Origin of the sequence: Zobellia laminariae (assembly GCF_030553095.1) — a bacterium.
Classification (GTDB): Bacteria; Bacteroidota; Bacteroidia; order Flavobacteriales; family Flavobacteriaceae; genus Zobellia; species Zobellia laminariae.
In genome coordinates, this window is the sequence record NZ_CP130738.1 from 3,976,508 (window position 1) to 3,998,209 (window position 21,702).

The following is a 21,702-nucleotide window of genomic DNA, read 5'->3' on the forward strand; positions in this document are numbered from 1 at the left end:
GTAATTTATACTTATGAAGAAAGTCCTCATTATCACCTATTATTGGCCTCCTGCTGGCGGCTATGGTGTGCAGAGGTGGTTGAAATTTGTAAAATATCTTCGTGATTTTAATATTGAGCCAGTATTATATATTCCTGAAAACCCGCATTATCCTATAGAGGATGCAAGCTTATTAAGAGAGATTCCCCAGGGTATCACTGTATATTCCAAACCTTTATTTGAACCTTACGGCTTAGCAAAGCTAGTATCCTCAAAAAAGACAAAACGGATTAGTTCTGGTATTATTCAGACTAAGAACCAATCTTTCTTTGAAAAGGGGATGTTATGGATAAGAGGTAATTTTTTCATTCCAGATGCCTTAAATATTGGATAAAACCTTCCGTAAAATTCTTAACGGAGATTCTTTCAAAAGAAAATATTGACACTATTGTTACTACAGGTCCGCCGCACAGTGTGCACCTGATAGGAAGGGAATTAAAAAAAGACAAGGGTGTTACATGGTTCGCAGACTTTAGGGATCCATGGACTTCTATTGGTTACCATAAAGAATTAAAGCTTACTAGTAATTCAAAAAAAAAGCATAAAAAATTAGAACACGCGGTATTAAATGAAGCCGATAGAATTCTAGTAACGAGCAATACTACAAAAACTGAGTTTGAGGCTATTACAAAACAACCTATTTCAGTTATTACAAATGGGTACGATTCGGATTATGAAGGTGATGCAAATTTAGACGAGCGTTTCACCATCTCTCATATTGGTTCTTTGCTAACAGGAAGAAATCCAAAAAATCTATGGAAAGTGCTATCACAAATTGCAGCAGAAAACTCGGTCTTTCGTGGTGATTTACAATTAGAATTTATGGGTGTTGTTAGTCAAGATGTAATGGATTCAATGTATCGTTACGAACTTGGTCCGTATATAAAAATGTTGGGTTACGGTTCTCATGCTGAAGCGCAGCGCAAGCAACAAAGGTCTCAGTTGTTGCTTTTGGTTGAAATAGATAGTGAGGAAACTAAAGGAATTATACCAGGTAAGCTCTTTGAGTATATGATTGCTAAACGCCCTATTTTGGCAGTAGGCCCAAAAGGATGGGAGGCAGGTCAAATAATAGAGAGCACTAATTCAGGTGAGGTTTTTGATTACGAGGCTCAAGCAGAACTAAAGACAACTATTCTTGAATGGTATGAAGCCTTTAAAAAAGGGAAAATAACTTCAGAATCTATAGCTATAGAAAAATATAGCCGCAGGGCGTTAACAGAAGAACTATCTAAATTGCTCTAATGGGATTGGTATTTAAACAGTCATTGAACAACTCTATAATTACCTATTTGGGTTTTGGTCTTGGCGCGATTAATACCTTAGTCTTGTATTTGCAATTCATGGAGCCTAGATATTATGGACTTCTTCAGGTGGTTTTGTCTGCTTCGGTTGTTCTTATGCCGGTTTTGGCTTTTGGTGTACCTAATACTTTGGTTAAATTCTATAGTAGTTTCAAGAATGACACGAAATCTATGGATGGCTTTCTGACACTCATGTTGTTTCTGCCTTTGGTTTTAATTCTTCCTATTGGTGGAATAACTTATTTGGCTAACGAAACTATAGGAAGCTTTTTGTCTAAAGAGAATCCCATTGTAAAAGATTATGTCTGGCATATATTTTTAATAGCTATGTCTATGGCATACTTTGAATTGTTTTATGCTTGGGCTAGGGTACAGATGAAATCTGTCTTTGGTAATTTCATGAAAGAGATTTTTGGGAGAGTGGCTCAAACCGTCCTTTTAATTTTACTCTATTTTGAAATTATTGACGTTCGGTCGTTTCTTGACTTTTTAGTGGTAGCTTATTTGCTTCGGACGCTTATTATGAAAATCTATGCATATCAGTTACATCGTCCTAAGTTAATTTTTGACTTCCCTGAGAATACACGTAAAATATTAGTGTACAGTGCATTGATAATTTTAGGAGGTTCTGTTGCCATCGTCTTGTTAGAAATAGATAAGGTGATGATCAATCAGTTTATTAAGATAGAGAATGTAGCGTATTATGGTGTAGCAAGCTTTATAGCCTTGGTAGTTGCTGTTCCTTCTCGATCTATGCATCAAATTACCTATCCGCTTACAGCAGAACTTTTAAATAAAAATGATTTAGTGGGGCTTAAGCGCCTTTATCAAAAGAGCTCATTAACTCTTTATATTATATCAGGCCTTTTGTTCATTCTTATTTACCTGAATTTAAATGACCTCTATAAGTTATTACCAGATGCTTACCGTAATGGTTATATAATTTTTGTTTGGTTAGGCTTGGCTAAATTATATGATGCTTTGCTTGGTAATAATAATTCCATTTTATATAACTCAGATTACTACAAAGCTGTTTTGTATATGGGTTTATTTCTAGCCATTGTAACGGTGTTTTTAAACATATGGCTTATTCCTGCTTACGGTTTAGATGGTGCTGCCATAGCTAGTTTTTCGGCTTTCTTTATTTACAATACCGTAAAGTTGATGTATGTGAAAATGAAATTCAATATGGTTCCCTTTACTAGGGAAACAATTCAAATTTCAATACTATTGGTAGTAACTACTTTTGTATTTTATTTTTTGAATCTTTCATTTCACCCTATTATTAATATTATAATTAAGAGCTTAGGGATAGCCCTCCTTTATATTGGAGTTCTGTATAAGTTCAGGATTTCTACAGATGTTTTTCAAGTCCTCTCAAAAGTATTTGGAAAGAAAGAACAATAACTTTATCTTAACAGTCTGGTTCATTAAGAAAGCCCCCTTTCAATCTTGCACTTACCTTTTGCTAAAAGGACATTAGATTTATTATCGCTTAATATTAAATGAAATGGGGTACACAATCAAAGGTAATCTAAGAGCCTGTCTACATTTAGACCTCTATGAATCTTTAGATAGTGTAGAGGTTAAAGTCTACAAAGTTACAAGTGATATTACGGTAGCTTGTAATCACAAAAGTGAATTAAATAAATTATCTGCAGATATTATAGCCTATAAATCTAAGAACCTTCTTGGGTCTGGGCATACTAATAGCGAAGGAAATTATTCTATAGATATATGTGACTCTTACAGTGATGGCGAAATTGAAATAGATTTGGTTGTAACCGATAAGCACGAGAGCTATAGAAAAATACACAATCCTATTCATTTTACAGCACGAAGGCTAAAGCCTATCTGGAGAAACGGTAATCGGACTAAGGAATATAGCTGGAATTATTGTTTTAGTTTTCAATTCTGGAACCAAGTTCGTAAACAATTAGATGTTTGGACAATTATTGGAAATGTAAAGTCTGTTGAAGACAAAGTTACACCGGTAGCTGGCGTGGTTGTTTCTGCTATTGATGTAGATTGGATAAAAGATGATTTTCTAGGAAGTGCTGTTTCTAATGGTGATGGCAAATTCCGAATAGATTATAAGAGTATAGATTACAAACAGACCTATCTCTCTCCTATGATAAGTATTGAAACACCTATTTCTTCCATTCCCGGGCCTGAAGTTTATTTTAAAATAACAAATCCTGAGGGTATTTTGTTATATGAAGAGCACAGGAGTATGGGTAAGACTCAAGAAAGAAGAAATATTCAGCGTTTTTTCAATATTGACTTGTATATTTAACCTTAATTAAGATTTCGGGCTATTTTCTACTAGTCATTATCAATATTTTCTTCAAATGAAGGTACGTATAAAAGGTAATTCAATACGCATGCGTATTACCAAAACTGAAGTGTCCCAGCTTTTTAAAACCGGATATATTCAAGAGGAAACTCAATTTATCAATAGCACATTTACGTACGCTTTAATTACCGAGGCAGACGTCTTAGAAATGACAGCAACATTTGAGGATAATAAGTTGACCATAGTGTTACCTTTGGGTAGCATTGAGGACTGGGAAAATAGCAAGAAAGTGGGATTCAGTAATTCAATCTCTCTTACAGACGGAAAAAAGTTGTCACTTTTAGTTGAAAAGGATTTTACATGTCTGGAAGATAGGGGAGAAGATGAATCTGAGAATTACCCCAATCCGAAATTACAACACTAGAAATAGAAGTTAAGTATGTCAGATAAAAACTTTCTGAGAAATGTAACAGTTATAGGTTCTGAAGATTTTTCAAATATAAAGGTTACCGAGCCGGTTAGATATGCCGCAGGAAAATTAGGAGTTAAAGAGGCATTGCGCCACGGGTTTAAGGAAATGGGTATTGTACGTTCTATGCGTGCGTTTCTAGAACTTAATCAAGAAGATGGTTTTGACTGCCCAAGTTGTGCTTGGCCAAATCCAGAACAACCATCCACTATAGCGGAGTACTGCGAAAATGGAGCAAAAGCTGTTGCAGATGAAGCTACAACAGATAAAATTGGTCGTGATTTCTTTAAAAAGTTTTCGGTAGAAGAGCTTTCCAAACTTACGGAATACCAACTTAATAAATTTGGTAGAATTACCGAGCCTATGGTGCTTAGGCCTGGAAGTGTTCATTATGAGCCAATTTCTTGGGAAGAATCGTATGAGCTTATTTCCATAGAATTACACAAATTGAATTCGCCAAACGACGCTATTTTTTATACATCTGGTCGCTCTAGTAATGAGGCAGCTTACTTGTATGGCATGTTTGCACGAGCTCTGGGCACGAATAATATGCCAGATTGTTCTAATATGTGTCACGAATCTAGTGGTGTGGCCCTTTCTGAAACTTTAGGTATTGGTAAAGGTTCTGTAAAACTAGAAGATTTGTACGGTGCGGATGTAATTATCGTTGCTGGTCAAAACCCTGGTACAAACCACCCACGAATGCTTTCTGCTTTAGAAAAATGCAAGAAGAATGGCGGAAAGGTAATTAGCATCAACCCATTGGAAGAGTCAGGTCTAATTAATTTTAAAAACCCGCAACACTTAAATGGGTTAATAGGTGGTGGAGAGGATTTGACGGATATACATTTACAAGTTCGGATCAATCAAGATATAGCTTTAATGAAGCTCATTCTTAAAAGGCTTGCAGCTCTTGATGAAAAGGGACAAAAAGTTTTTGACCATGATTTCATGCTTAAGTATGTTGATGGTTATGCGGGACTTATTTCAGATTTCAAAAACTATGACGAAGAATCTTTACTTAATCTAAGTGGGGTAAGTAATGAGAAAGTAAATGAAACTGTTGAGCTTTTGGCAACAAGTGAAAATATAGTTGTTTGTTGGGCCATGGGGCTAACACAACACAAGAATGGTGTAGCCACTATTTGCGAGTACCTCAATTTACTTTTGTTGAAAGGGTCATTAGGAAAACCTAACGCAGGAACATGTCCTGTTCGTGGACATAGTAACGTTCAAGGTGATCGCTCTGTAGGTATTATGCATTTTGTAAATGAAGAGCTTAATGAACGAATTGAAAAGCATTTAGGGTTTAAGGCTCCTACTGAAGAAGGTTTAGATGTGGTTGGAGCTATTAAAGCTATGCATGATGAAAAAGGAAAAGTGTTTGTTTGTTTAGGAGGTAATTTTTTAATGGCAGCTTCTGATACACTATATACTGCGGAATCTATGCAGAATTGTGAATTGACCGTCCAAATAAGTACAAAATTGAACCGGTCTCATTTGGTTACAGGAAAGACCGCGTTGATTCTGCCCACTTTTGGGCGTTCTGAAAAAGACATGAAAGATGGTACGCTACGCTACCAGACTATGGAAGATAGTATGGGACGAGTAAGACAATCTCGTGGACTTTTAAAACCAACATCAGATAATATTAAAAGTGAACCAGAACTAATTGCAGAATTGGCGAATACTTTTTTTGGAGGTAAGCATTCTGTGAATTGGAAGGGCATGGGCGAAGATTATGAACTTATTAGGGATAGCATAGATAACGTAGTTAAGGGTTTTGATAATACTAAAGAGCAATCAAAAGGTATTGGGTACTATCTGCCAAATAATGTTCGTGATTTAGATTTTAGTATGCTACCAAACGGAAGGGCGCAATTAACCGTAAACCCTTTACCGGAGCATAATTTAAAACCGGAAGAGTTTATGTTGATGACCATTAGGTCTCATGATCAGTTCAACACTACAATTTACGGCATGGATGATAGATATAGAGGCGTCTATAATGAAAGACGCGTATTGTTCATGAATCCGGAGGATATGAAGAAGAAAGGCCTCAAGAAAAAGGATGTTATTAATATTACAAGTACTTACGACGGAAAAGTGCGTACCGCAAATAAGTTTTTAGTTATACCTTATAACATTCCTGCGGGAGATTTAGCGGCCTATTATCCAGAGACCAATGTATTGGTACCGCATGACCAGTACGCAGATAAAAGTAAAACTCCCATTAGTAAATCTATTAAGGTTACAGTAGAAAAGGTGAGTTAATAACTAGTCTACAAAATAAAACCCCCGCATTAGATTAATCTAATGCGGGGGTAACAACCAACCTAAAAACTATTTTTAATATCTTCTAGCACTTCTTGATGAAGTTGCTCTTGAAGATGTAGTAGTACTGTTACTTCTGCTTCTAGATGGAGCTTTGCTTACTGTGCTTCTAGAACTTCTTGTGCTAACACTACTTCTGCTTTGCGTAGGTGTTTGTCTTACGCTTCTGCTTACAGTCCTATTTTTAGTTTGTGGACTTTTATAAGTGCTGTTACTTCTTCTGGTTACCGATGTATTACGTGGCGAACGTGTTGCTGTTCTTTTTGTTACCGTATTACTCGTAGGTTTTCTTACCGTTGTTGATCGTTGCGTAACCGATCTATTTCTAGATGGGGTAGTTGCTCTTGATCTTACTGTTGAATTTCTGTTTGTAATTTTTCCATTAGAATTACCTGAACGTGTGGCACTACTAGTAGAGGCTGTTCTTCTTACCGAATTATTTCGAGTAGAAGCAGTAGCTCTATTTGTTCTTGTAGTGTTATAATTCCTTTTTGAAACTGATCTGTTGTTTCTAGAGTTATTACTACGAACGGCAACTCTATTATCATTTCTATAGATTCTAGATCTATTACTTCTTACTTTATTATAACGGTGCGTGTATCCTATTTTAGCATATGCGCGTCTTGTGTTATGTCTGTAAGGGTTGTAGTAGGTATAACGAATAGGGCTATAGTGTCTTCTATAAGGCTTATTAAATACTAAACTGAAACCAATTATAGGTCTTGCAAAAAATGCATGAAAAGGTCTGTAGACATAATGTCTATTATAAACATTTATGTAACCTGTATGATAATCGTAAAAACCTCTACGGTTATAGTAGACAGACATTCCACCAACACTACGTACACGATTGTTGTTATAACTAATATCTACATCACCTACTTGGGTAACACGACCATAATAGTCATAATAAATAGCTACGTTCTCTACTTGAACTACAGCACCATAATCATCATATTGCGCGTATGGGCTATAATCGTAACCTGAATTAAAGGTTACTCCATTACGACGACCGGTTACACGGTTGTCTATATAAAAATCGAATTCACCATCTGGATATACCGAAAACGTTATGCCATTCTCGACAAAAATAAATGAGTCGTTGTTTGTATAAGCATTGCGTTCAGCAACCTTATCTTCTACTGTACTTGTGGCCATAACACCTGAGGTGCTAAAAATAAGGGCCGAAAAAAGGAGTACTAAGTTTTTCATGATATAAGGTTTTAATTCTTGAATGAAAATATTCACATTCGAGTAGTAATAAACAAACAGCGTGCCAAAAAACCTGAACTATATTTATATAATTGAAATTCAGACACTTATAAATTTTTATTTGATTGTTTCAACAAAAGAATATGTGCTCAAATATGCATTGCTATTGGTAGAAAAACTAAAGACCATACTTCTTTTTAAGGAAATATGGTCTTTTAGGGTAATACTTAATCTTCTATTTCCTGCTATAACTTCTCTTTTAAGTATTTGGCCGTAAAAGAGGTTTTACTCTTTATGATTTCTTCTGGAGTGCCTTCTGCTAAAAGCTTTCCTCCTCCTTCGCCACCTTCAGGACCAAGGTCAATAATATAGTCTGCACATTTAATCAATTCTATATTGTGCTCTATTACTATAACGGAATGTCCTTTGGAAATTAAAGCATCAAAAGATTTTAGAAGTTTCTTTATATCATGAAAATGCAAACCGGTTGTAGGTTCATCAAAAATAAAGAGTGCCTTATCTTTAGTTGTACCCTTAACTAAAAAGGATGCTAGTTTAATTCGTTGAGCTTCTCCACCGGATAAAGTAGAAGAGGACTGTCCTAAGGTTACATAACCCAAGCCAACATCCTGTAAAGGTTTCAGTTTATTAACAATTTTTGTTTGCTTATGTAAATCAAAAAATGCGATAGCGTCATCAATAGTCATATTTAGGACATCATCAATACTTGCATCCTCAAATTTTACCTCTAACACTTCCTTCTTAAAACGTTTGCCTCCGCAGGTATCACATTCCAAGTGAACATCGGCCATAAACTGCATTTCTACCGTAATCTCACCTTCCCCTTTACATTTTTCACATCTTCCTCCATCTACATTAAAAGAAAAGTGTTTGGCTTGGTAAGCTCTTATTTTACTTAGCTTTTGTGAAGCGAAAAGATTCCTGATATCATCATATGCCTTTATATAGGTTACAGGATTTGAGCGAGAAGACCGTCCAATAGGATTTTGGTCTACAAACTCAACATGTTTTATATTCTTGTATTTCCCCTCTACCTTTGTAAACTGTCCAGCTTTCTCTCCGTACCCGCCAACCTCTTTAAGTATAATAGGATATAAAAGTTTTTTTACCAAAGTACTTTTACCACTTCCTGATACCCCAGTTATTACCGTAAGCATGTTGAGTGGAAAGGTTACATCTATATTTTTTAGATTATTTTCACGAGCACCTCTTATTGTAATGTAATCTGTAGAAGTTCTTCTTTTGCTGGGTATAGTTATTTCTTCTGTTCCATTTAGGTAGCTCGCAGTTAGTGACGTAGACTTTAATATTTCATCTAGCGTTCCATGGGCAACTACTTCACCACCATGCGTACCAGCTTCAGGACCAATATCAATAACTTCGTCTGCCGCTTTCATGATATCTTCATCATGCTCAACAACAATAACGGTGTTACCAAGGTCTCGTAAAGATTTTAAAACATCAATTAAGTTCTCTGTATCTTTTGGGTGTAGTCCTATACTGGGTTCATCCAAAATATACATACTTCCCACAAGGCTACTTCCTAATGAGGTTGCCAAGTTAATACGCTGACTTTCTCCACCTGAAAGTGTATTAGATTTTCTGTTTATCGTTAAATAACTTAATCCAACCTTATAGAGAAAACCTAATCTAGTAATTATTTCCTTTAATAACCGTGATGCAATTTTTGTATCGTATTTATCTAAAACCAGTTCTTCAAAAAATGGAATCAATTTTTTGATAGGTAATTCAACTAAATCAGAAATGTTTTTTCCGCCTACTATAATGTAATCGGTTTCTTTCCGTAATCGCTTTCCTTGGCAAACATTACATTTGGTTTTTCCGCGGTAGCGCGAAAGCATAACTCTATTTTGTATTTTGTAACTCTTTTCTTCTAACTGCCCAAAGAACTTATTTAAACCAATAAAGTGGTCATTTCCATCCCAGACCAACTGTTTTTGTTCTTCTGATAGTTCAAACCATGGTTTATGAATGGGAAAATCATACTTGTAGGCAGAATTTACTAGTTGGTCTCTATACCAACCCATACTCTCGCCGCGCCAAGGGAAAATAGCATTTTCATAAACTGATAATGCCGTATTAGGGATTACAAGGTCTTTATCTATTCCTATAACATCTCCATAACCTTCACATTTAGGACAAGCGCCATACGGATTGTTGAAACTGAATAAATGAACATTTGGTTCTAAGAACGACATTCCGTCTAACTCAAACTTGTTACTAAAAGGAGTAACAACCTTTGTAGCTAGCTCTTCAATAGCACATTCTCCTTTGCCTTCAAAAAAAGCGGTATCAATGGCGTTGGCCAAACGATTATAAAAATCTTCATCGTCCTTAACTACAATCCTATCAATGATAAGGTCAAAACTCTTACCAATATCTTCAGGTGCATTGTCTATCCGTAGTACTTCGCCATTATACTTTATTCTAGCATAACCTTGTTTAGAAAGTAGTTGAAGAGATTTTAATGAATCTCTATCCTTCTCTATAACAATTGGAGCCAGTAACAGAAGTTTAGTACCCTCTTCATACTTCTTTACATGTTCTACCACATCTGTTACCGTATCCTTTTTTACCTCTCGTCCGGAAACGGGAGATATGGTACGACCAATACGTGCGAACAATAATTTTAGGTAATCATAAATTTCTGTGGTAGTACCAACGGTAGACCTTGGGTTTGTAGAATTCACCTTTTGTTCAATGGCAATGGCAGGAGCTATACCTTTTATATAGTCCACCTTTGGCTTATCTAGTTTGCCTAAAAACTGTCTGGCATAAGAAGAAAGACTTTCTACATAGCGTCTTTGACCTTCTGCATATAAGGTGTCAAAAGCTAAACTGGACTTACCTGAACCAGAAAGGCCGGTAATAACAACTAGTTTATTTCGGGGTATGACAACATCAATATTCTTAAGGTTGTGCAGTTTTGCACCTTTGATTATTATGTTGTGTTTTGGGTTTACATCTACTATTTCCGTCATGTTCTTGTATAGATTTGCAAAGATACAATATGAAGATTTCAATAGCTAGAATTGTATGGTTAGCATTAAAAAATGTGTGTATGACGATAGAAATTTTCCAAAGTCATTTAATTTTATCTATATTTGGGGCCTAACAAAATGTTAATACGCCTATAGCAGAAAATTACTTTTAGAAAGATTAAAACATTATCTACAAGACCTTTCCACAGGGGAGGTGTCTCGTTTTAACTATTAAAGTAATTGTTATGGATATATTGACGGAAGATTCCCTTCTTATTAAAAATTACGTTTCTGGTGACGAAAAGGCACTGGAATTCCTAATTGCAAAGCACAACCAGCGGCTTAGTAGTTTTATTTATTCCAAAGTGAATAACCGAGATATTACCGAAGACATTTTTCAAGATACCTTTATTAAGGTAATCAAAACATTACGGCGTGGTGCATATAATGAAGAAGGTAAATTTTTACCTTGGGTAATGCGCATAGCCCATAACCTTATAATAGACCATTTTAGAAAAACTAGTCGTATGCCCATGTTTGAAGGAGCAGATAGTTTTGATATCTTTTCTTTGATTGGCGACGATAAGCTTAATGCAGAGCGCCAACTAATAAAAGACCAGATAGATTGTGATTTAGAAGTACTTGTTGCTGAATTACCAGTAGATCAAAGAGAGGTTTTAATTATGCGTATATATAAGGATATGAGTTTCAAGGAGATTTCGGAAAATACCGGAGTAAGTATAAATACTGCCTTGGGAAGAATGCGTTACGCTTTAATTAACCTTAGAAAGATTATTGAACAACACAATATTGTTTTAACGAATTAATATGCGTTAGGTCGGGCGGTTTCATTATATTTATGTTTGTGGCGTTATAATGCTGTAACAATACTAAAATAGATATGGGAAAAATTTACGCTACAGAATCGGATAAGCATAGATCGGCTAAAGCAAGCCCTTCAACAGTTAAGTTTCTATTGGATTATTCAAAGGCATTAGAAATAACAGAAGCCAATGGCCTTCAATTTGAATCAAATTTGAACTAGACACTAGTTCTTCAAAATATATACAGCCCTAGTGATGAAAATTGCTAGGGCTTTTTTGTAGGAAATAACCAAGCTTAATTACTGTCTTTATAGTACATACTATATGTTATCTCTTATTTAGAATAAACAGCCGGATAAAAGGTTCACTTCATCAATATTCTACAGAAGGCTGATTTTGTGTGGCTAACGCACTTCATTCCATTTTATTTTACAGAAAAATAGAAAAGTGGCATTTCACATCAAAAACTAGCGGTTTTACAACAATGTTTTTTTCTAGAGCCCTCTATTATCTAGTTTTACATCAGAAATAACAACAAGGTCATCCGCCAAAGGATAAAAGTAATACTCGAAAATAACTAAATAACGGTAGCCTTTCATTAGAAAGTCTCAAATCCAAAAAAACTAAAAACCCTACACCATGAGCTCACAAATCGAAGATTCAGTATTAGTAAGAGATTATATCAGCGGAGATGAAAAAGCACTTGAAGTTTTAATCAAGCGTCATAACCAAAGAATATCTAGTTTTATTTACTCAAAGGTTCTAGATAGAGATGTTACAGAAGATATTTTCCAAGACACTTTTATTAAAGTAATCAAAACTTTGAAAAAAGGTTCATATAGTGAAGAAGGTAAATTTTTACCTTGGGTAATGAGAATTGCACATAACTTGATTATTGATCACTTCAGAAAGAACAAAAGAATGCCAATGTTTGAAGGTAGTGATGATTTCAATATTTTCTCTGTAATTGGAGATGATAAGTTAAATGCAGAAAAGCAAATTATAAAGGATCAGATTACTTCAGATTTAAAGCACTTAATTGAAGAATTACCAGATGATCAAAAAGAAGTTTTGGTAATGCGTATCTACAAAGATATGAGCTTTAAAGAAATCTCTGAAAACACAGGAGTGAGCATAAACACTGCCTTGGGGAGAATGCGCTACGCATTAATCAACCTAAGAAAAATTATAGATAAGCATAACATTGTATTAACGAATTAATAGATCGCTAATATCTTGTAACAATATATCCATTCTAGTTGCGTTATCCATTGTATAACTATATTACTACTATGGAAAAAATTTACTCTGAGAACCTTGAAAGAGGTGCAGCTATACAAGCAACAAAAGAAACTATCAACTTTTTGCTTAGTTTTTCTAAGCAATTTCATGTAGTTGAATACAAGAGTCTTCAGTTTGAAAATAGCTTGAACTAAACAAAAAAGACCTGATTTAACGGGTCTTTTTTGTTTTGTAATAATTGTCGATTACTGTTTTTCTACCAATGGTTTTGGTAATAATATCGTTATCCAAATCCCATCCTCTGGCAGGCGAATATTCTCTGCCGTACCAAATTATCTGAAGATGCAAGTCATTCCAAATCTCTTTTGGGAATAGACGCTTGGCATCTTTTTCTGTTTGTACTACATTTTTTCCATTAGTAAAACCCCATCTATACATTAATCTGTGAATATGGGTGTCTACAGGAAAAGCAGGAATTCCAAAAGCTTGGGAAACCACTACGCTGGCAGTTTTGTGTCCTACCGCAGGAAATTCTTCCAAAAGTTCTAATTCCTGAGGAACTATACCATCATATTTTTCTACCAACATTTTAGATAACCCATAAATCCCTTTAGCTTTCATTGGAGAAAGTCCAACTGGTCTAATGATATCACGAATTTCTTCTATTGATAATTTTATCATGTCATAAGGATTGTCAGCCCTTTTAAACAATAAAGGTGTAATTTTATTTACTCTTACATCTGTACTTTGAGCAGATAGTAAAACAGCAATTAATAAAGTATAGGGGTCTTTATGCTCCAAAGGCACTGGTATGGTTGGATAAATACCTTTTAAGGTCTTAATAGTGAAATCAACCTTTTCCGCTTTTGTCATTTTTGTCTAATTTTAGCATTGAAAATAGAAACACATAATAAAAAAGTGCTATGAATACATTACAAGTAGGAGACAAAGTACCCGATTTTTCAGCGAAAGACCAAGATGGTAATACAATTAAATTATCTGATTTTAAAGGCAAGAAGTTAATTGTCTTTTTTTATCCCAAAGCTAGCACTCCAGGTTGTACTGCAGAAGCATGTAATTTACGGGATAACTATGAAGAACTACAGGCACAAGGATATGAATTACTGGGTGTAAGTGCAGATTCTGAAAAGAGACAAAGTAATTTTAAGAACAAGAACAATTTCCCTTTTCCGTTATTGGCAGATGAAGATCATACGGTAATCAACACTTTTGGTGTCTGGGGACTGAAAAAATTTATGGGTCGCGAATACGATGGTATTCACAGAAAAACTTTTGTTGTTGATGGAGATGGAGTTGTTACAAAGGTTATTGACAAGGTAAAAACCAAGGATCACGCAGCGCAGTTGCTTGATGATTAAATGTATTAAAGTAGAATTAAGAGAAAGTAATTTAATAAATAAAAGGGGCCTGAGCCCCTTTTGTTTTTTTACTTTATTTCATCACTTTTTGATTTTAGTAACTTTCTGGTAAACAGGCTTTCACTCTTAATTATCTCTGGTATACCTTCAGGAAGCATTTCTTCCCATCCTTCTTCATTATTAATGAGTTTCTTAAGTACATCTCTTGAAAATATGTGCATAATCTCAGGGTCGTAATCTATGATGTCCATTACTTTTCCATTGTACTTAAAGAACTTATAAAGTTCTTTCATCCTTGGATGAACCTTAATGTTGTTACTGGTCATAATCTGACCGGTTTCCGCATTTTTCATAGGATAAAGATAAACCTGTAGTTCTTTAAAGAACAACTTACCAAAGGCTTCCAAAATACCTCCAGATAGGTGTCTGTAATACTTTTCATCAAAGATGTCAACCAAATTATTGACTCCCATGGTAAGGCCAAGTTTAGCTTTGGTATATCTATTAAAGTATTCTACTAGTTTAAAATATTCCTGAAACTTAGATATCATTACATTATGGCCAAGAGCACAAAGCAATTCTGCACGATCCATAAAATCTTGTTCATCTATTTCTCCAGAAGCTTTTAAGTTAGAAAGGGTTATTTCAAAAATAACCATAGTATTCTCTTGGTCTACTGCTGGATCCCGAACGAAAATATCGTACGATTTATGGAACATATCCATATTTACCTTTGTAACCGGTCTAAAACTACCTCTTAAAGCCAAAATATTCTTTTTGTACAAAGCAGAGGCAGGCAGAAAATTATTACCGTCAGGTCCAAACATAACCGCATCGGTCATATCATTACGGATTAGCTGAAGGCTCATTAACCTATTATCTACATCTTTAAAGTTAGGCCCAGAAAAGTTCACCATGTCAATCTCTACAGTATCCTTATCAATATGATCGTAAAGGTACTTTAACATTTTTCTTGGCTTGTGGTACTTGTAAAATGCTCCATAAATTAAGTTAACACCAAGAATACCTAAGGTTTCTTGTTGCAAACGGGCTTCGTTTTGTTTAAAACGAATATGAAGTATAATCTCATCTAGTTCTTTCTGATTAGGATCTAGTTGAAAACGAATACCTACCCAACCGTGGCCTTTAAATCTCTTTGAAAAATCTATTGTCGCAACCGTATTGGCGTACGAAAAGAAAAGTCTTTCTGGGTGAGTTTCTCTACTAATACGCTCTTCCATGAGTGTCATCTCATGAGAAAGCATCTTTTTTAGTCTAGATTGTGTTACGTAACGCCCATCATTTTCAATACCGTAAATGGCATCGCTAAAATCTTTGTCATAAGCGCTCATCGCTTTGGCTATAGTACCTGAGGCACCTCCTGAGCGAAAGAAATGTCGTGCCGTCTCTTGACCAGCTCCAATTTCGGAAAATGTTCCGTAAATGTCAGGGTTTAGGTTGATCCTCAAAGTTTTAGCTTTGATAGAAGGGATATTCTCAAATACAGTATCTCGTTTTAAAACTGAAGCCATTTGGTTGATTTTGCTTTTAACAAAGTTAACAAGTTCGGGTTATCTATTAAATTATTTAGTTATAAATTTGACTCTAGATGAGCGATGCGTTAAAAATAACATTTTTAGGTACGGGCACTTCTCAAGGAATCCCAGTAATAGGCAGCAATCACCCAGTTTGTTGTAGTAATGACCCAAAGGATAAAAGACTTAGAACTTCTGCTTTGGTTTCATGGAAGGATTTTAATTATGCAATTGATTGTGGCCCGGATTTTAGGCAACAGATGCTCACAAATGAAGTCATGAAACTAGATGGCATTCTTTTTACACATGAACATTCTGATCATACAGCTGGTTTAGATGATATTAGACCTTACTTCTTTAGGCAGGGCGATGTTCCTGTATATGCACATAAACGTGTAGCTGAATCCCTTAAAAGACGTTTTGATTATATTTTTGCTGATGAAAACCGTTACTGGCGCACCTGCGGTAGCAGTTAACTTAATTGATAAGGACCACCCATTTACTATAGGAGGTTTAAAAGTAATTCCTATAGAAGCGAATCACAATCAGATTAATGTTCTCGGCTTTAGAATCAAAGATTTTACCTATTTAACGGATGTGAAAACCATTTCAAAAGAAGAAATCGAAAAAGTTAGAAACTCAAAGGTTCTTGTTATTAATGCGCTTAGATTAGAACCACATCATTCTCATTTTAATTTAAAGGAAGCTTTAGATTTTATCGAAGAAGTAAAACCTGAAAAGGCTTATCTTACCCATATCAGCCATATGTTAGGGTTTCATGCCGAAGTTGAAGAAAACTTGCCAAAAAATGTACACTTGGCATACGATAATTTAACCATATCAGTTTAAAATAACAAACCGTATTCATTTATGAAAAGTAGAATAGTTCTTTACCTATTGATTTTTGTGTCACTTATATGTCTCTATCTTTTTGTTAGTAACGGAAAGATGGCAAATTCTAAAGATGAGCGTATAGCTAAATTAGAAACGCAAGTAGAGCAGTTGCAAGATTCTGTTTTAAATACACAATTAAAGGTATTGGAAATGCAATACTTTTCATTGGAAAATAATGATGATGCTATGGCTTATTATGATCATTTGGATTTGAGAGATCCATCTAGATATATTGCGGATAAGTTGCTTGAGACCAATGAAAGCAAGGGAGACAATCCTTTAGTGCCCTATGAAGGCATGGAAGGCGATTTTAAAATCAATAAAATAAAGATTTTGAATCACAAATGGATTTTAACCGACTTTTCTGATGGCAAATACTGGGGAGAACTTATTATTAAATATGATCTTAAAGATGATTTAGGCGTAGACTTTACGTTGCGTGATCATTTACTTTATACCCGAAGTGAATAATTAGATTTTATCTTCTAACCACTTTTTAAACGAATAGAAATTTTGTGGAGCAACGCCGTGACCTACGGGGAATTCTTCGTATACATGCTCAATTTTCAAATTCTCGAGAAATTTGGTAGCACGTTGTGCCCATTCTGGAGGAATCACTTGGTCTACTTGGCCGTGAGAAGCATATATTTTTAAGTTAGAAAAGTCATTATTTTCATAACCTTCCTTTAGAATAGCTTCATTTATATAACCGCTTAAAGCAATTACATTCTTAATTTTTTCAGGATATGAAAGCGCTACGGCATAACTGAGTATTGTTCCTTGGCTAAAACCTAAAATAGTAACGCGGTTAGCATCTAGGGCGTAGGTAGAGCAGGCTTCATCAATAAAAGCAACAATCTTATCTCTTGAGGTCTTTGCTTGCTCATCATCACTCCATTTGCCTTGTTGCGCATCAAAATTAATGGCATACCATGCATTTCCATAAGGTTCCATAGGGTATGGCGCGCGAACAGAAATTATACAAAGTTCTTCAGGTAGTTCGGGAGCAAAAGAAAATAAATCTTCTTCATTACTTCCATAACCGTGAAACATAAAAAGAACGGGAGCCTTACCTTCTTTAATAGAAGATGGTCTAATAAGATGTTCTAGAGATAGGGGAGCTGTTGTCATTAGATAAATTTAAGCCATTTTTGAAAGAAATCACCAACTAGGGGAACGGACTGCTTTTCGTCCTTTATAGCGCCAATAAACCCATATCCCCACAACACAATATAAGCAATGTATAAACCGTACCACGCATATTCATTAAACCATTGGCTCAAAAATATAGCAAATCCTATAAAAAATATATGCAAGCCAAATGCCTGCCGAATATGAAAACGGGCGAATTCATTTTTGCTATCAGAGTTCATGCTCATGGCAATAAGCGAACCAACTATAGTGAAATATGCTACTAAGGCCGTTGTTTTTCCTTCCTTTACTGTGTCCATGTTGCCAAAGTTAATGTAAGCTATAGTCTTGCACAAAAAAAAGAGACCGTGTTCGGGTCTCTTTTTCAATATTTTTTATAAATGAATTCTATCCAATATCTCCAACTAGCGGAATCTTCTCCACTTTGCCATTCATTGCGTTCAAGCCCCCTATTATTGCTAGAACTAGTCCAGCATATTGAAAGTAACTTAATAAGCCTATGCCGGTAAACATAATTAATACTTTTGCTAGAAATGTAACAATAAGACCTGTGATCCATGCTCTAAGCGCTTGCCCAATATGGAATTTAACAAATTCATTACCTTTTCCTCTGTTCATAAAGTAAGCTACAAGCGTGCCTAATAGCGTAATATAGCTAACAATAGCCAAGGTTTTTCCTTCCTCAATTGTGTTTTGGTTCATGTGGTTGGTTTATGATAATTTTTTTATCTGTTTATGGTATGCTGGTTGTTATTGATACTACTGTGCACTTTACCTCTTAATTCAGCACCTATAAACATACTGTTTTTTGAGGTAGATTTAATATGCTCATCAGTAAAAATATAAGTTTCATCAGGATTAAAAAGTGTTAAACAAGCTGCTTCACCTTCCTTTATTTCGGGTGATTTTAGTCCGTATCGTTCTCGTCCTTTAGAAAGAAGTGTTATTACCGTTTCTATATCTAAAAGTTGGTTCAGACTGCCAAAAGCAGATTCTAGGCCAATGGTCCCGTTAGAGGCATTGTCAAATTCTACTCTTTTCTCCTCAATATTCATTGGTGTATGGTTGCTAGTCACAAAATCTATGGTACCATCTTTCAATCCTTTTAAAAGAGCCTTGTTATCTTTTTGGGAGCGTAAGGGCGGCATTACCTTATATATGCTATCAAATTCCTCTAAAACGGAATCGGTATAAATCAAATTATGAATGGCTACACTACAGCTTACATTCAGTCCTTTTTTCTTGGCGTCTGCAATCAGCTTTACAGAGTTGGCTGTAGAAATGGTGGGTATATGTAGTTTCCCCCAGTATATTCTAATATAAAAAGGTCTCTTGCTATCTGGAGTTCTTCTGCCAAAGTAGGGATTCCTTTTAGCCCTAGTTTAGTTGAAACTTCACCTTCATTGACAATACCTTTTCCTGCAATTTTCGTATCCAACGGAAAAGAATAAACCAGTCCGTCAAAATTCTGTACATATTGCAAAGCAACTTTCAAAAGGTTGGCATTGGTCATAGGAAGTTTATAGTCATAATAACCAACAGCTCCAGCATTTTTCATGTCGTATAGCTCGGCTAAATCAATACCATCTGCTTTCATGGTTAAATTGCCAAGAGGGTATAGGTTAGTTGCTAACCCTGCGGCAGCGCTTTTAAGATATACAATATCTGAACTACTATCAGGACAAGGGTGCGTGCTCGGGTTTAGAATTACATCTGTAAAACCACTTAATGCTGCAGTTTGTAATCCGTTTTCAATTGTTTCCCGCTCTTCGTAACCTTATGGTTCACCAAAAGAAACACTACTGTCAAACCAACCAATAGATACGTGTAGATTTTTGTGTTTTACGACCTGAGTTTTACTTTCAGGCTCTATTTTGGCAGCAATTTTAACAATAATGCCATTTTTAATATGAATATCGCGAGTCTTCAAATGAAGTGCTTCGTTATTCGTATCTATTATTTTTGCCGATTTTAAGAGAATGTTCATTTAAGATATTTTTGAATAAGTACTTCAATAAACAGCAACGCCAATGCTAAAATAACAAACCATTTCCAAAGCTCCGTTACGCTGTTGTCTTTTTCAATGCTTTCGAACAAAGATGAGATAGAGGTTGATGTAGATGCCATTTTTTGTTCGGTGACATTCAAATACGAAAGATTGCTTTCTTTTCTATTATAATTAAAGCTGATGTTCTTTATTGGTTTTTCATTTTGTAGTACCGCATAGCTACCATCTTCCTGTAAACTTTCATTAAAAGAGAGCGAAACTTTATTACTTAAGGACTGTTGCTGAGGAATAAACTCATAATCCTCCTTCTTCAACTTAAGGATATCGTCTTGAGCTAGGGAAGTGGGTACATCTATTGAAACCGGTTGTCCCAAGACGGAATACAAAGGAGCCAATTTTAAACTTCCGACAGCCATGTTGTAAAAAGTAGGTACTACTAGAGGCGAGTTGATAAAGTTTGAATTTTGAATAGATAATGAAGTCGTAAATAAAAAGAAAGACTTGCCGCCCACCAAAAACGGTTCGTTACCTTGAAATGCCAATACCGTTGGAGCCCCTGTTTTTATTTTGTAAAACTCGGAAGTTTTTGGGTATTGAAAATTGGTTACATTTTTTTCAAACACGTTCTGATATAGTGGATGTGAAAACGAGATATTCGTTATCTCACGCTCATCTCGTACCTTTTGCAAAAAGGTGGTAGAGGCGTAGTTACTAGTCAGTAAATTATATGAATTTAAATCGATATCAGCAGCAGGAATAATTATCAAGTGTCCGCCATTATCTGAAAAGGCCTTTAAACTGGTTGTTAATGAGCTAGGAATCTGTTGTAAATTGTTTAGAATAATCAAATGCTGATTGACAAGATTGCTGTAGTTCAAGCTTCTTAACTCGGTTGTCGTAAAAACAAACTCATCTTTGGTAAAAATTCGACCTAGAAATCTGTTTTGATCATCTCCTATAGCAAGCACTTTTATTTTCTCCTTTTTGCCAATAGAAAAATATAGTAGATTGTCATAAGTAAGACCGGAGTCCGTTATTTCTATTTTTCCGTCAAAAGCTTCATTTTTAGGAATCGAAAAACTTGCCGTTCCATTTTTTGAATCATTAAACGAAGCCGATGTTTTGGCTATAAGTTTCTCTCCGTTGAATAGAGAAACAGGGATATTTTCTATATCGCCAGAACCAGAAAGATTAACTAGAAGGTTCAGGTTCTCTGAAGTTTCAGATTCAATATAAGCGGAATCTATAGCTACATTTTTCACTTCGCCTCCACGTAGTGCAACCCAATGCGAGCTTATATTTTGTAAACTATCCATTTGAGAGCTGGCCATCAGTTGCTGAAAATCAGATAGGATAATTAGGTTTTTGTTAGTGGCATTATCTGCGGAGAAAAGTGTTTTCCCTTTTAGATAAATCTCATTCAGCTTTAACTGTCTGTTGCTTAAGGATTTAAGGCAAGAAGCTCATTTTGAATGTCTTGTATTGTAGTATTTCTAAACGTTTTTGTATTTGTAAAGAGTGAAAAACGTTCTTCCTTAGGTAGTTTTTTTATTAGTTCCTGTACTGCATTTTCCAAGAGGGTAGTGCCTTCTTCTTTTAATTGCATGCTAAATGAGTCATCTAAATAGATAACCGTTCCCTTTTGTTTTAAGGCTGATTTTTCTGCAAAAAAGGGTTGGGCAAAAGCAAATATAAAAGCGGCAAGCAATAACATTCGTGTAAATAGTAACAACCATTTTTTTAGCGTATTGCTCTGTCTCGATTCTGAAACTACCTTCTTTAAAAACTTGACGTTCGTAAATGGAGTTTTCTTAAAACGACGTAATTGGAATAAATGAATAAAAATGGGAATCAGGAGAAGAAAAAGGGCCCAAAAGAGTTCTGGATATTTAAACTGCATTTCCTGTGTTGAATTATCAAAGATAGACATTTCGTCCTTTATTGCTACGGTAGGCAAAAAGATATTTTAACCTACTCAATAAAAAAAGATA

The 21,702-nt window shown here is 35.2% G+C and carries 18 protein-coding genes and 3 pseudogenes; 11 read left to right on the forward strand and 10 right to left on the reverse strand.

Annotation, left to right across the window (positions count from 1 at the left end; all coding sequences use genetic code 11):
• Positions 1 to 13 precede the first annotated feature (13 nt).
• From Q5W13_RS19050 to Q5W13_RS19070, 5 genes and pseudogenes are all read left to right on the forward strand, one after another.
• Positions 14 to 1,284, forward strand: a pseudogene (locus tag Q5W13_RS19050) (glycosyltransferase family 4 protein).
• Entirely contained in the window at positions 1,284 to 2,750 is a 1,467-nt protein-coding gene (locus Q5W13_RS19055) for a lipopolysaccharide biosynthesis protein (RefSeq protein ID WP_155596179.1), read from the forward strand. Before Q5W13_RS19050 ends, Q5W13_RS19055 begins: the two are co-directional and overlap by 1 nt.
• Positions 2,751 to 2,853: 103 nt before the next feature.
• Entirely contained in the window at positions 2,854 to 3,639 is a 786-nt protein-coding gene (locus Q5W13_RS19060; RefSeq protein WP_304444097.1) for a hypothetical protein, read from the forward strand.
• A gap of 55 nt (positions 3,640 to 3,694) precedes the next feature.
• Positions 3,695 to 4,063: a DUF7009 family protein gene (locus tag Q5W13_RS19065; RefSeq protein WP_304444098.1), complete on the forward strand. Its 369-nt coding sequence runs from the start codon at positions 3,695 to 3,697 to the stop codon at positions 4,061 to 4,063.
• 15 nt (positions 4,064 to 4,078) lie between these two features.
• Positions 4,079 to 6,382, forward strand: coding sequence for an FdhF/YdeP family oxidoreductase (locus Q5W13_RS19070; RefSeq protein ID WP_304444099.1), 2,304 nt, complete (start codon positions 4,079 to 4,081; stop codon positions 6,380 to 6,382).
• Between the two features lie 75 nt (positions 6,383 to 6,457).
• Here the strand turns inward: Q5W13_RS19070 and Q5W13_RS19075 are convergent, their stop codons facing one another.
• Together Q5W13_RS19075 and uvrA are read right to left on the reverse strand one after the other, a co-directional pair.
• Entirely contained in the window at positions 6,458 to 7,654 is a 1,197-nt protein-coding gene (locus Q5W13_RS19075) for a hypothetical protein (protein ID WP_304444100.1), read from the reverse strand.
• 245 nt (positions 7,655 to 7,899) lie between these two features.
• On the reverse strand, positions 7,900 to 10,677 hold the full coding sequence (uvrA, locus tag Q5W13_RS19080; RefSeq protein WP_304444101.1) for an excinuclease ABC subunit UvrA: 2,778 nt from the start codon (positions 10,675 to 10,677) through the stop codon (positions 7,900 to 7,902).
• Positions 10,678 to 10,922: 245 nt separating this feature from the next.
• Here uvrA and Q5W13_RS19085 point away from each other — a divergent pair, with 245 nt between their 5' ends.
• The 3 genes from Q5W13_RS19085 to Q5W13_RS19095 all read left to right on the forward strand — a co-directional run bounded on the left by Q5W13_RS19085 (position 10,923) and on the right by Q5W13_RS19095 (position 12,722).
• Positions 10,923 to 11,504, forward strand: coding sequence for a sigma-70 family RNA polymerase sigma factor (locus Q5W13_RS19085; protein WP_304444102.1), 582 nt, complete (start codon positions 10,923 to 10,925; stop codon positions 11,502 to 11,504).
• 74 nt (positions 11,505 to 11,578) lie between these two features.
• Positions 11,579 to 11,722, forward strand: coding sequence for a hypothetical protein (locus Q5W13_RS19090; RefSeq protein ID WP_162857243.1), 144 nt, complete (start codon positions 11,579 to 11,581; stop codon positions 11,720 to 11,722).
• A gap of 418 nt (positions 11,723 to 12,140) precedes the next feature.
• Positions 12,141 to 12,722, forward strand: a complete 582-nt coding sequence (locus Q5W13_RS19095; RefSeq protein ID WP_155596186.1) for an RNA polymerase sigma factor — start codon at positions 12,141 to 12,143, stop codon at positions 12,720 to 12,722.
• A gap of 231 nt (positions 12,723 to 12,953) precedes the next feature.
• On the opposite strand, the gene Q5W13_RS19100 is transcribed toward Q5W13_RS19095, so the two are convergent.
• A complete protein-coding gene (locus Q5W13_RS19100) occupies positions 12,954 to 13,616 on the reverse strand; it encodes an endonuclease III domain-containing protein (protein WP_304444103.1) in 663 nt (220 codons plus the stop codon).
• 50 nt (positions 13,617 to 13,666) lie between these two features.
• On the opposite strand from Q5W13_RS19100, the gene bcp reads away from it, so the two are divergent.
• Positions 13,667 to 14,122 carry a thioredoxin-dependent thiol peroxidase gene (gene bcp / locus Q5W13_RS19105; RefSeq protein ID WP_304444104.1) on the forward strand — a complete coding sequence of 152 codons (456 nt, stop codon included), beginning with the start codon at positions 13,667 to 13,669 and terminating at the stop codon, positions 14,120 to 14,122.
• 68 nt (positions 14,123 to 14,190) lie between these two features.
• Here bcp and Q5W13_RS19110 read toward each other — a convergent pair whose 3' ends face one another.
• Positions 14,191 to 15,654 carry a TonB-dependent receptor gene (locus Q5W13_RS19110; RefSeq protein WP_155596188.1) on the reverse strand — a complete coding sequence of 488 codons (1,464 nt, stop codon included), beginning with the start codon at positions 15,652 to 15,654 and terminating at the stop codon, positions 14,191 to 14,193.
• Between the two features lie 77 nt (positions 15,655 to 15,731).
• Between Q5W13_RS19110 and Q5W13_RS19115 the strand changes: the two are divergent.
• Together Q5W13_RS19115 and Q5W13_RS19120 are read left to right on the forward strand one after the other, a co-directional pair.
• A pseudogene (locus tag Q5W13_RS19115) lies at positions 15,732 to 16,506 on the forward strand (MBL fold metallo-hydrolase).
• A gap of 21 nt (positions 16,507 to 16,527) precedes the next feature.
• Positions 16,528 to 17,022, forward strand: a complete 495-nt coding sequence (locus tag Q5W13_RS19120; protein ID WP_304444105.1) for a hydrolase — start codon at positions 16,528 to 16,530, stop codon at positions 17,020 to 17,022.
• Here the strand turns inward: Q5W13_RS19120 and Q5W13_RS19125 are convergent, their stop codons facing one another.
• The 6 genes and pseudogenes from Q5W13_RS19125 to Q5W13_RS19150 form a co-directional block, all read right to left on the reverse strand.
• Positions 17,023 to 17,682, reverse strand: a complete 660-nt coding sequence (locus Q5W13_RS19125; protein ID WP_304444106.1) for an alpha/beta hydrolase — start codon at positions 17,680 to 17,682, stop codon at positions 17,023 to 17,025.
• Positions 17,682 to 18,002: a magnetosome magnetite crystal formation protein family gene (locus tag Q5W13_RS19130; protein ID WP_214610911.1), complete on the reverse strand. Its 321-nt coding sequence runs from the start codon at positions 18,000 to 18,002 to the stop codon at positions 17,682 to 17,684. The genes Q5W13_RS19125 and Q5W13_RS19130 overlap by 1 nt, the downstream gene beginning before the upstream one ends.
• A gap of 88 nt (positions 18,003 to 18,090) precedes the next feature.
• Positions 18,091 to 18,405: a magnetosome magnetite crystal formation protein family gene (locus Q5W13_RS19135; protein ID WP_155596193.1), complete on the reverse strand. Its 315-nt coding sequence runs from the start codon at positions 18,403 to 18,405 to the stop codon at positions 18,091 to 18,093.
• A gap of 23 nt (positions 18,406 to 18,428) precedes the next feature.
• A pseudogene (locus tag Q5W13_RS19140) lies at positions 18,429 to 19,690 on the reverse strand (dihydroorotase).
• Positions 19,687 to 21,027: a hypothetical protein gene (locus Q5W13_RS19145; protein WP_304444107.1), complete on the reverse strand. Its 1,341-nt coding sequence runs from the start codon at positions 21,025 to 21,027 to the stop codon at positions 19,687 to 19,689. Before Q5W13_RS19145 ends, Q5W13_RS19140 begins: the two are co-directional and overlap by 4 nt.
• Before the next feature lie 125 nt (positions 21,028 to 21,152).
• Positions 21,153 to 21,668: a BatA domain-containing protein gene (locus tag Q5W13_RS19150; protein WP_304444108.1), complete on the reverse strand. Its 516-nt coding sequence runs from the start codon at positions 21,666 to 21,668 to the stop codon at positions 21,153 to 21,155.
• Positions 21,669 to 21,702 lie beyond the last annotated feature (34 nt).

Bases quoted from the DNA above. Each gene is read 5' to 3' on its own strand.
- Q5W13_RS19055 (WP_155596179.1), top strand. From the start codon at position 1,284: ATGGGATTGGTATTTAAACAGTCATTGAACAACTCTATAATTACCTAT.
- Q5W13_RS19060 (WP_304444097.1), top strand. From the start codon at position 2,854: ATGGGGTACACAATCAAAGGTAATCTAAGAGCCTGTCTACATTTAGAC.
- Q5W13_RS19065 (WP_304444098.1), top strand. From the start codon at position 3,695: ATGAAGGTACGTATAAAAGGTAATTCAATACGCATGCGTATTACCAAA.
- Q5W13_RS19070 (WP_304444099.1), top strand. From the start codon at position 4,079: ATGTCAGATAAAAACTTTCTGAGAAATGTAACAGTTATAGGTTCTGAA.
- Q5W13_RS19075 (WP_304444100.1), bottom strand. From the start codon at position 7,654: ATGAAAAACTTAGTACTCCTTTTTTCGGCCCTTATTTTTAGCACCTCA.
- uvrA (WP_304444101.1), bottom strand. From the start codon at position 10,677: ATGACGGAAATAGTAGATGTAAACCCAAAACACAACATAATAATCAAA.
- Q5W13_RS19085 (WP_304444102.1), top strand. From the start codon at position 10,923: ATGGATATATTGACGGAAGATTCCCTTCTTATTAAAAATTACGTTTCT.
- Q5W13_RS19090 (WP_162857243.1), top strand. From the start codon at position 11,579: ATGGGAAAAATTTACGCTACAGAATCGGATAAGCATAGATCGGCTAAA.
- Q5W13_RS19095 (WP_155596186.1), top strand. From the start codon at position 12,141: ATGAGCTCACAAATCGAAGATTCAGTATTAGTAAGAGATTATATCAGC.
- Q5W13_RS19100 (WP_304444103.1), bottom strand. From the start codon at position 13,616: ATGACAAAAGCGGAAAAGGTTGATTTCACTATTAAGACCTTAAAAGGT.
- bcp (WP_304444104.1), top strand. From the start codon at position 13,667: ATGAATACATTACAAGTAGGAGACAAAGTACCCGATTTTTCAGCGAAA.
- Q5W13_RS19110 (WP_155596188.1), bottom strand. From the start codon at position 15,654: ATGGCTTCAGTTTTAAAACGAGATACTGTATTTGAGAATATCCCTTCT.
- Q5W13_RS19120 (WP_304444105.1), top strand. From the start codon at position 16,528: ATGAAAAGTAGAATAGTTCTTTACCTATTGATTTTTGTGTCACTTATA.
- Q5W13_RS19125 (WP_304444106.1), bottom strand. From the start codon at position 17,682: ATGACAACAGCTCCCCTATCTCTAGAACATCTTATTAGACCATCTTCT.
- Q5W13_RS19130 (WP_214610911.1), bottom strand. From the start codon at position 18,002: ATGGACACAGTAAAGGAAGGAAAAACAACGGCCTTAGTAGCATATTTC.
- Q5W13_RS19135 (WP_155596193.1), bottom strand. From the start codon at position 18,405: ATGAACCAAAACACAATTGAGGAAGGAAAAACCTTGGCTATTGTTAGC.
- Q5W13_RS19145 (WP_304444107.1), bottom strand. From the start codon at position 21,027: ATGGATAGTTTACAAAATATAAGCTCGCATTGGGTTGCACTACGTGGA.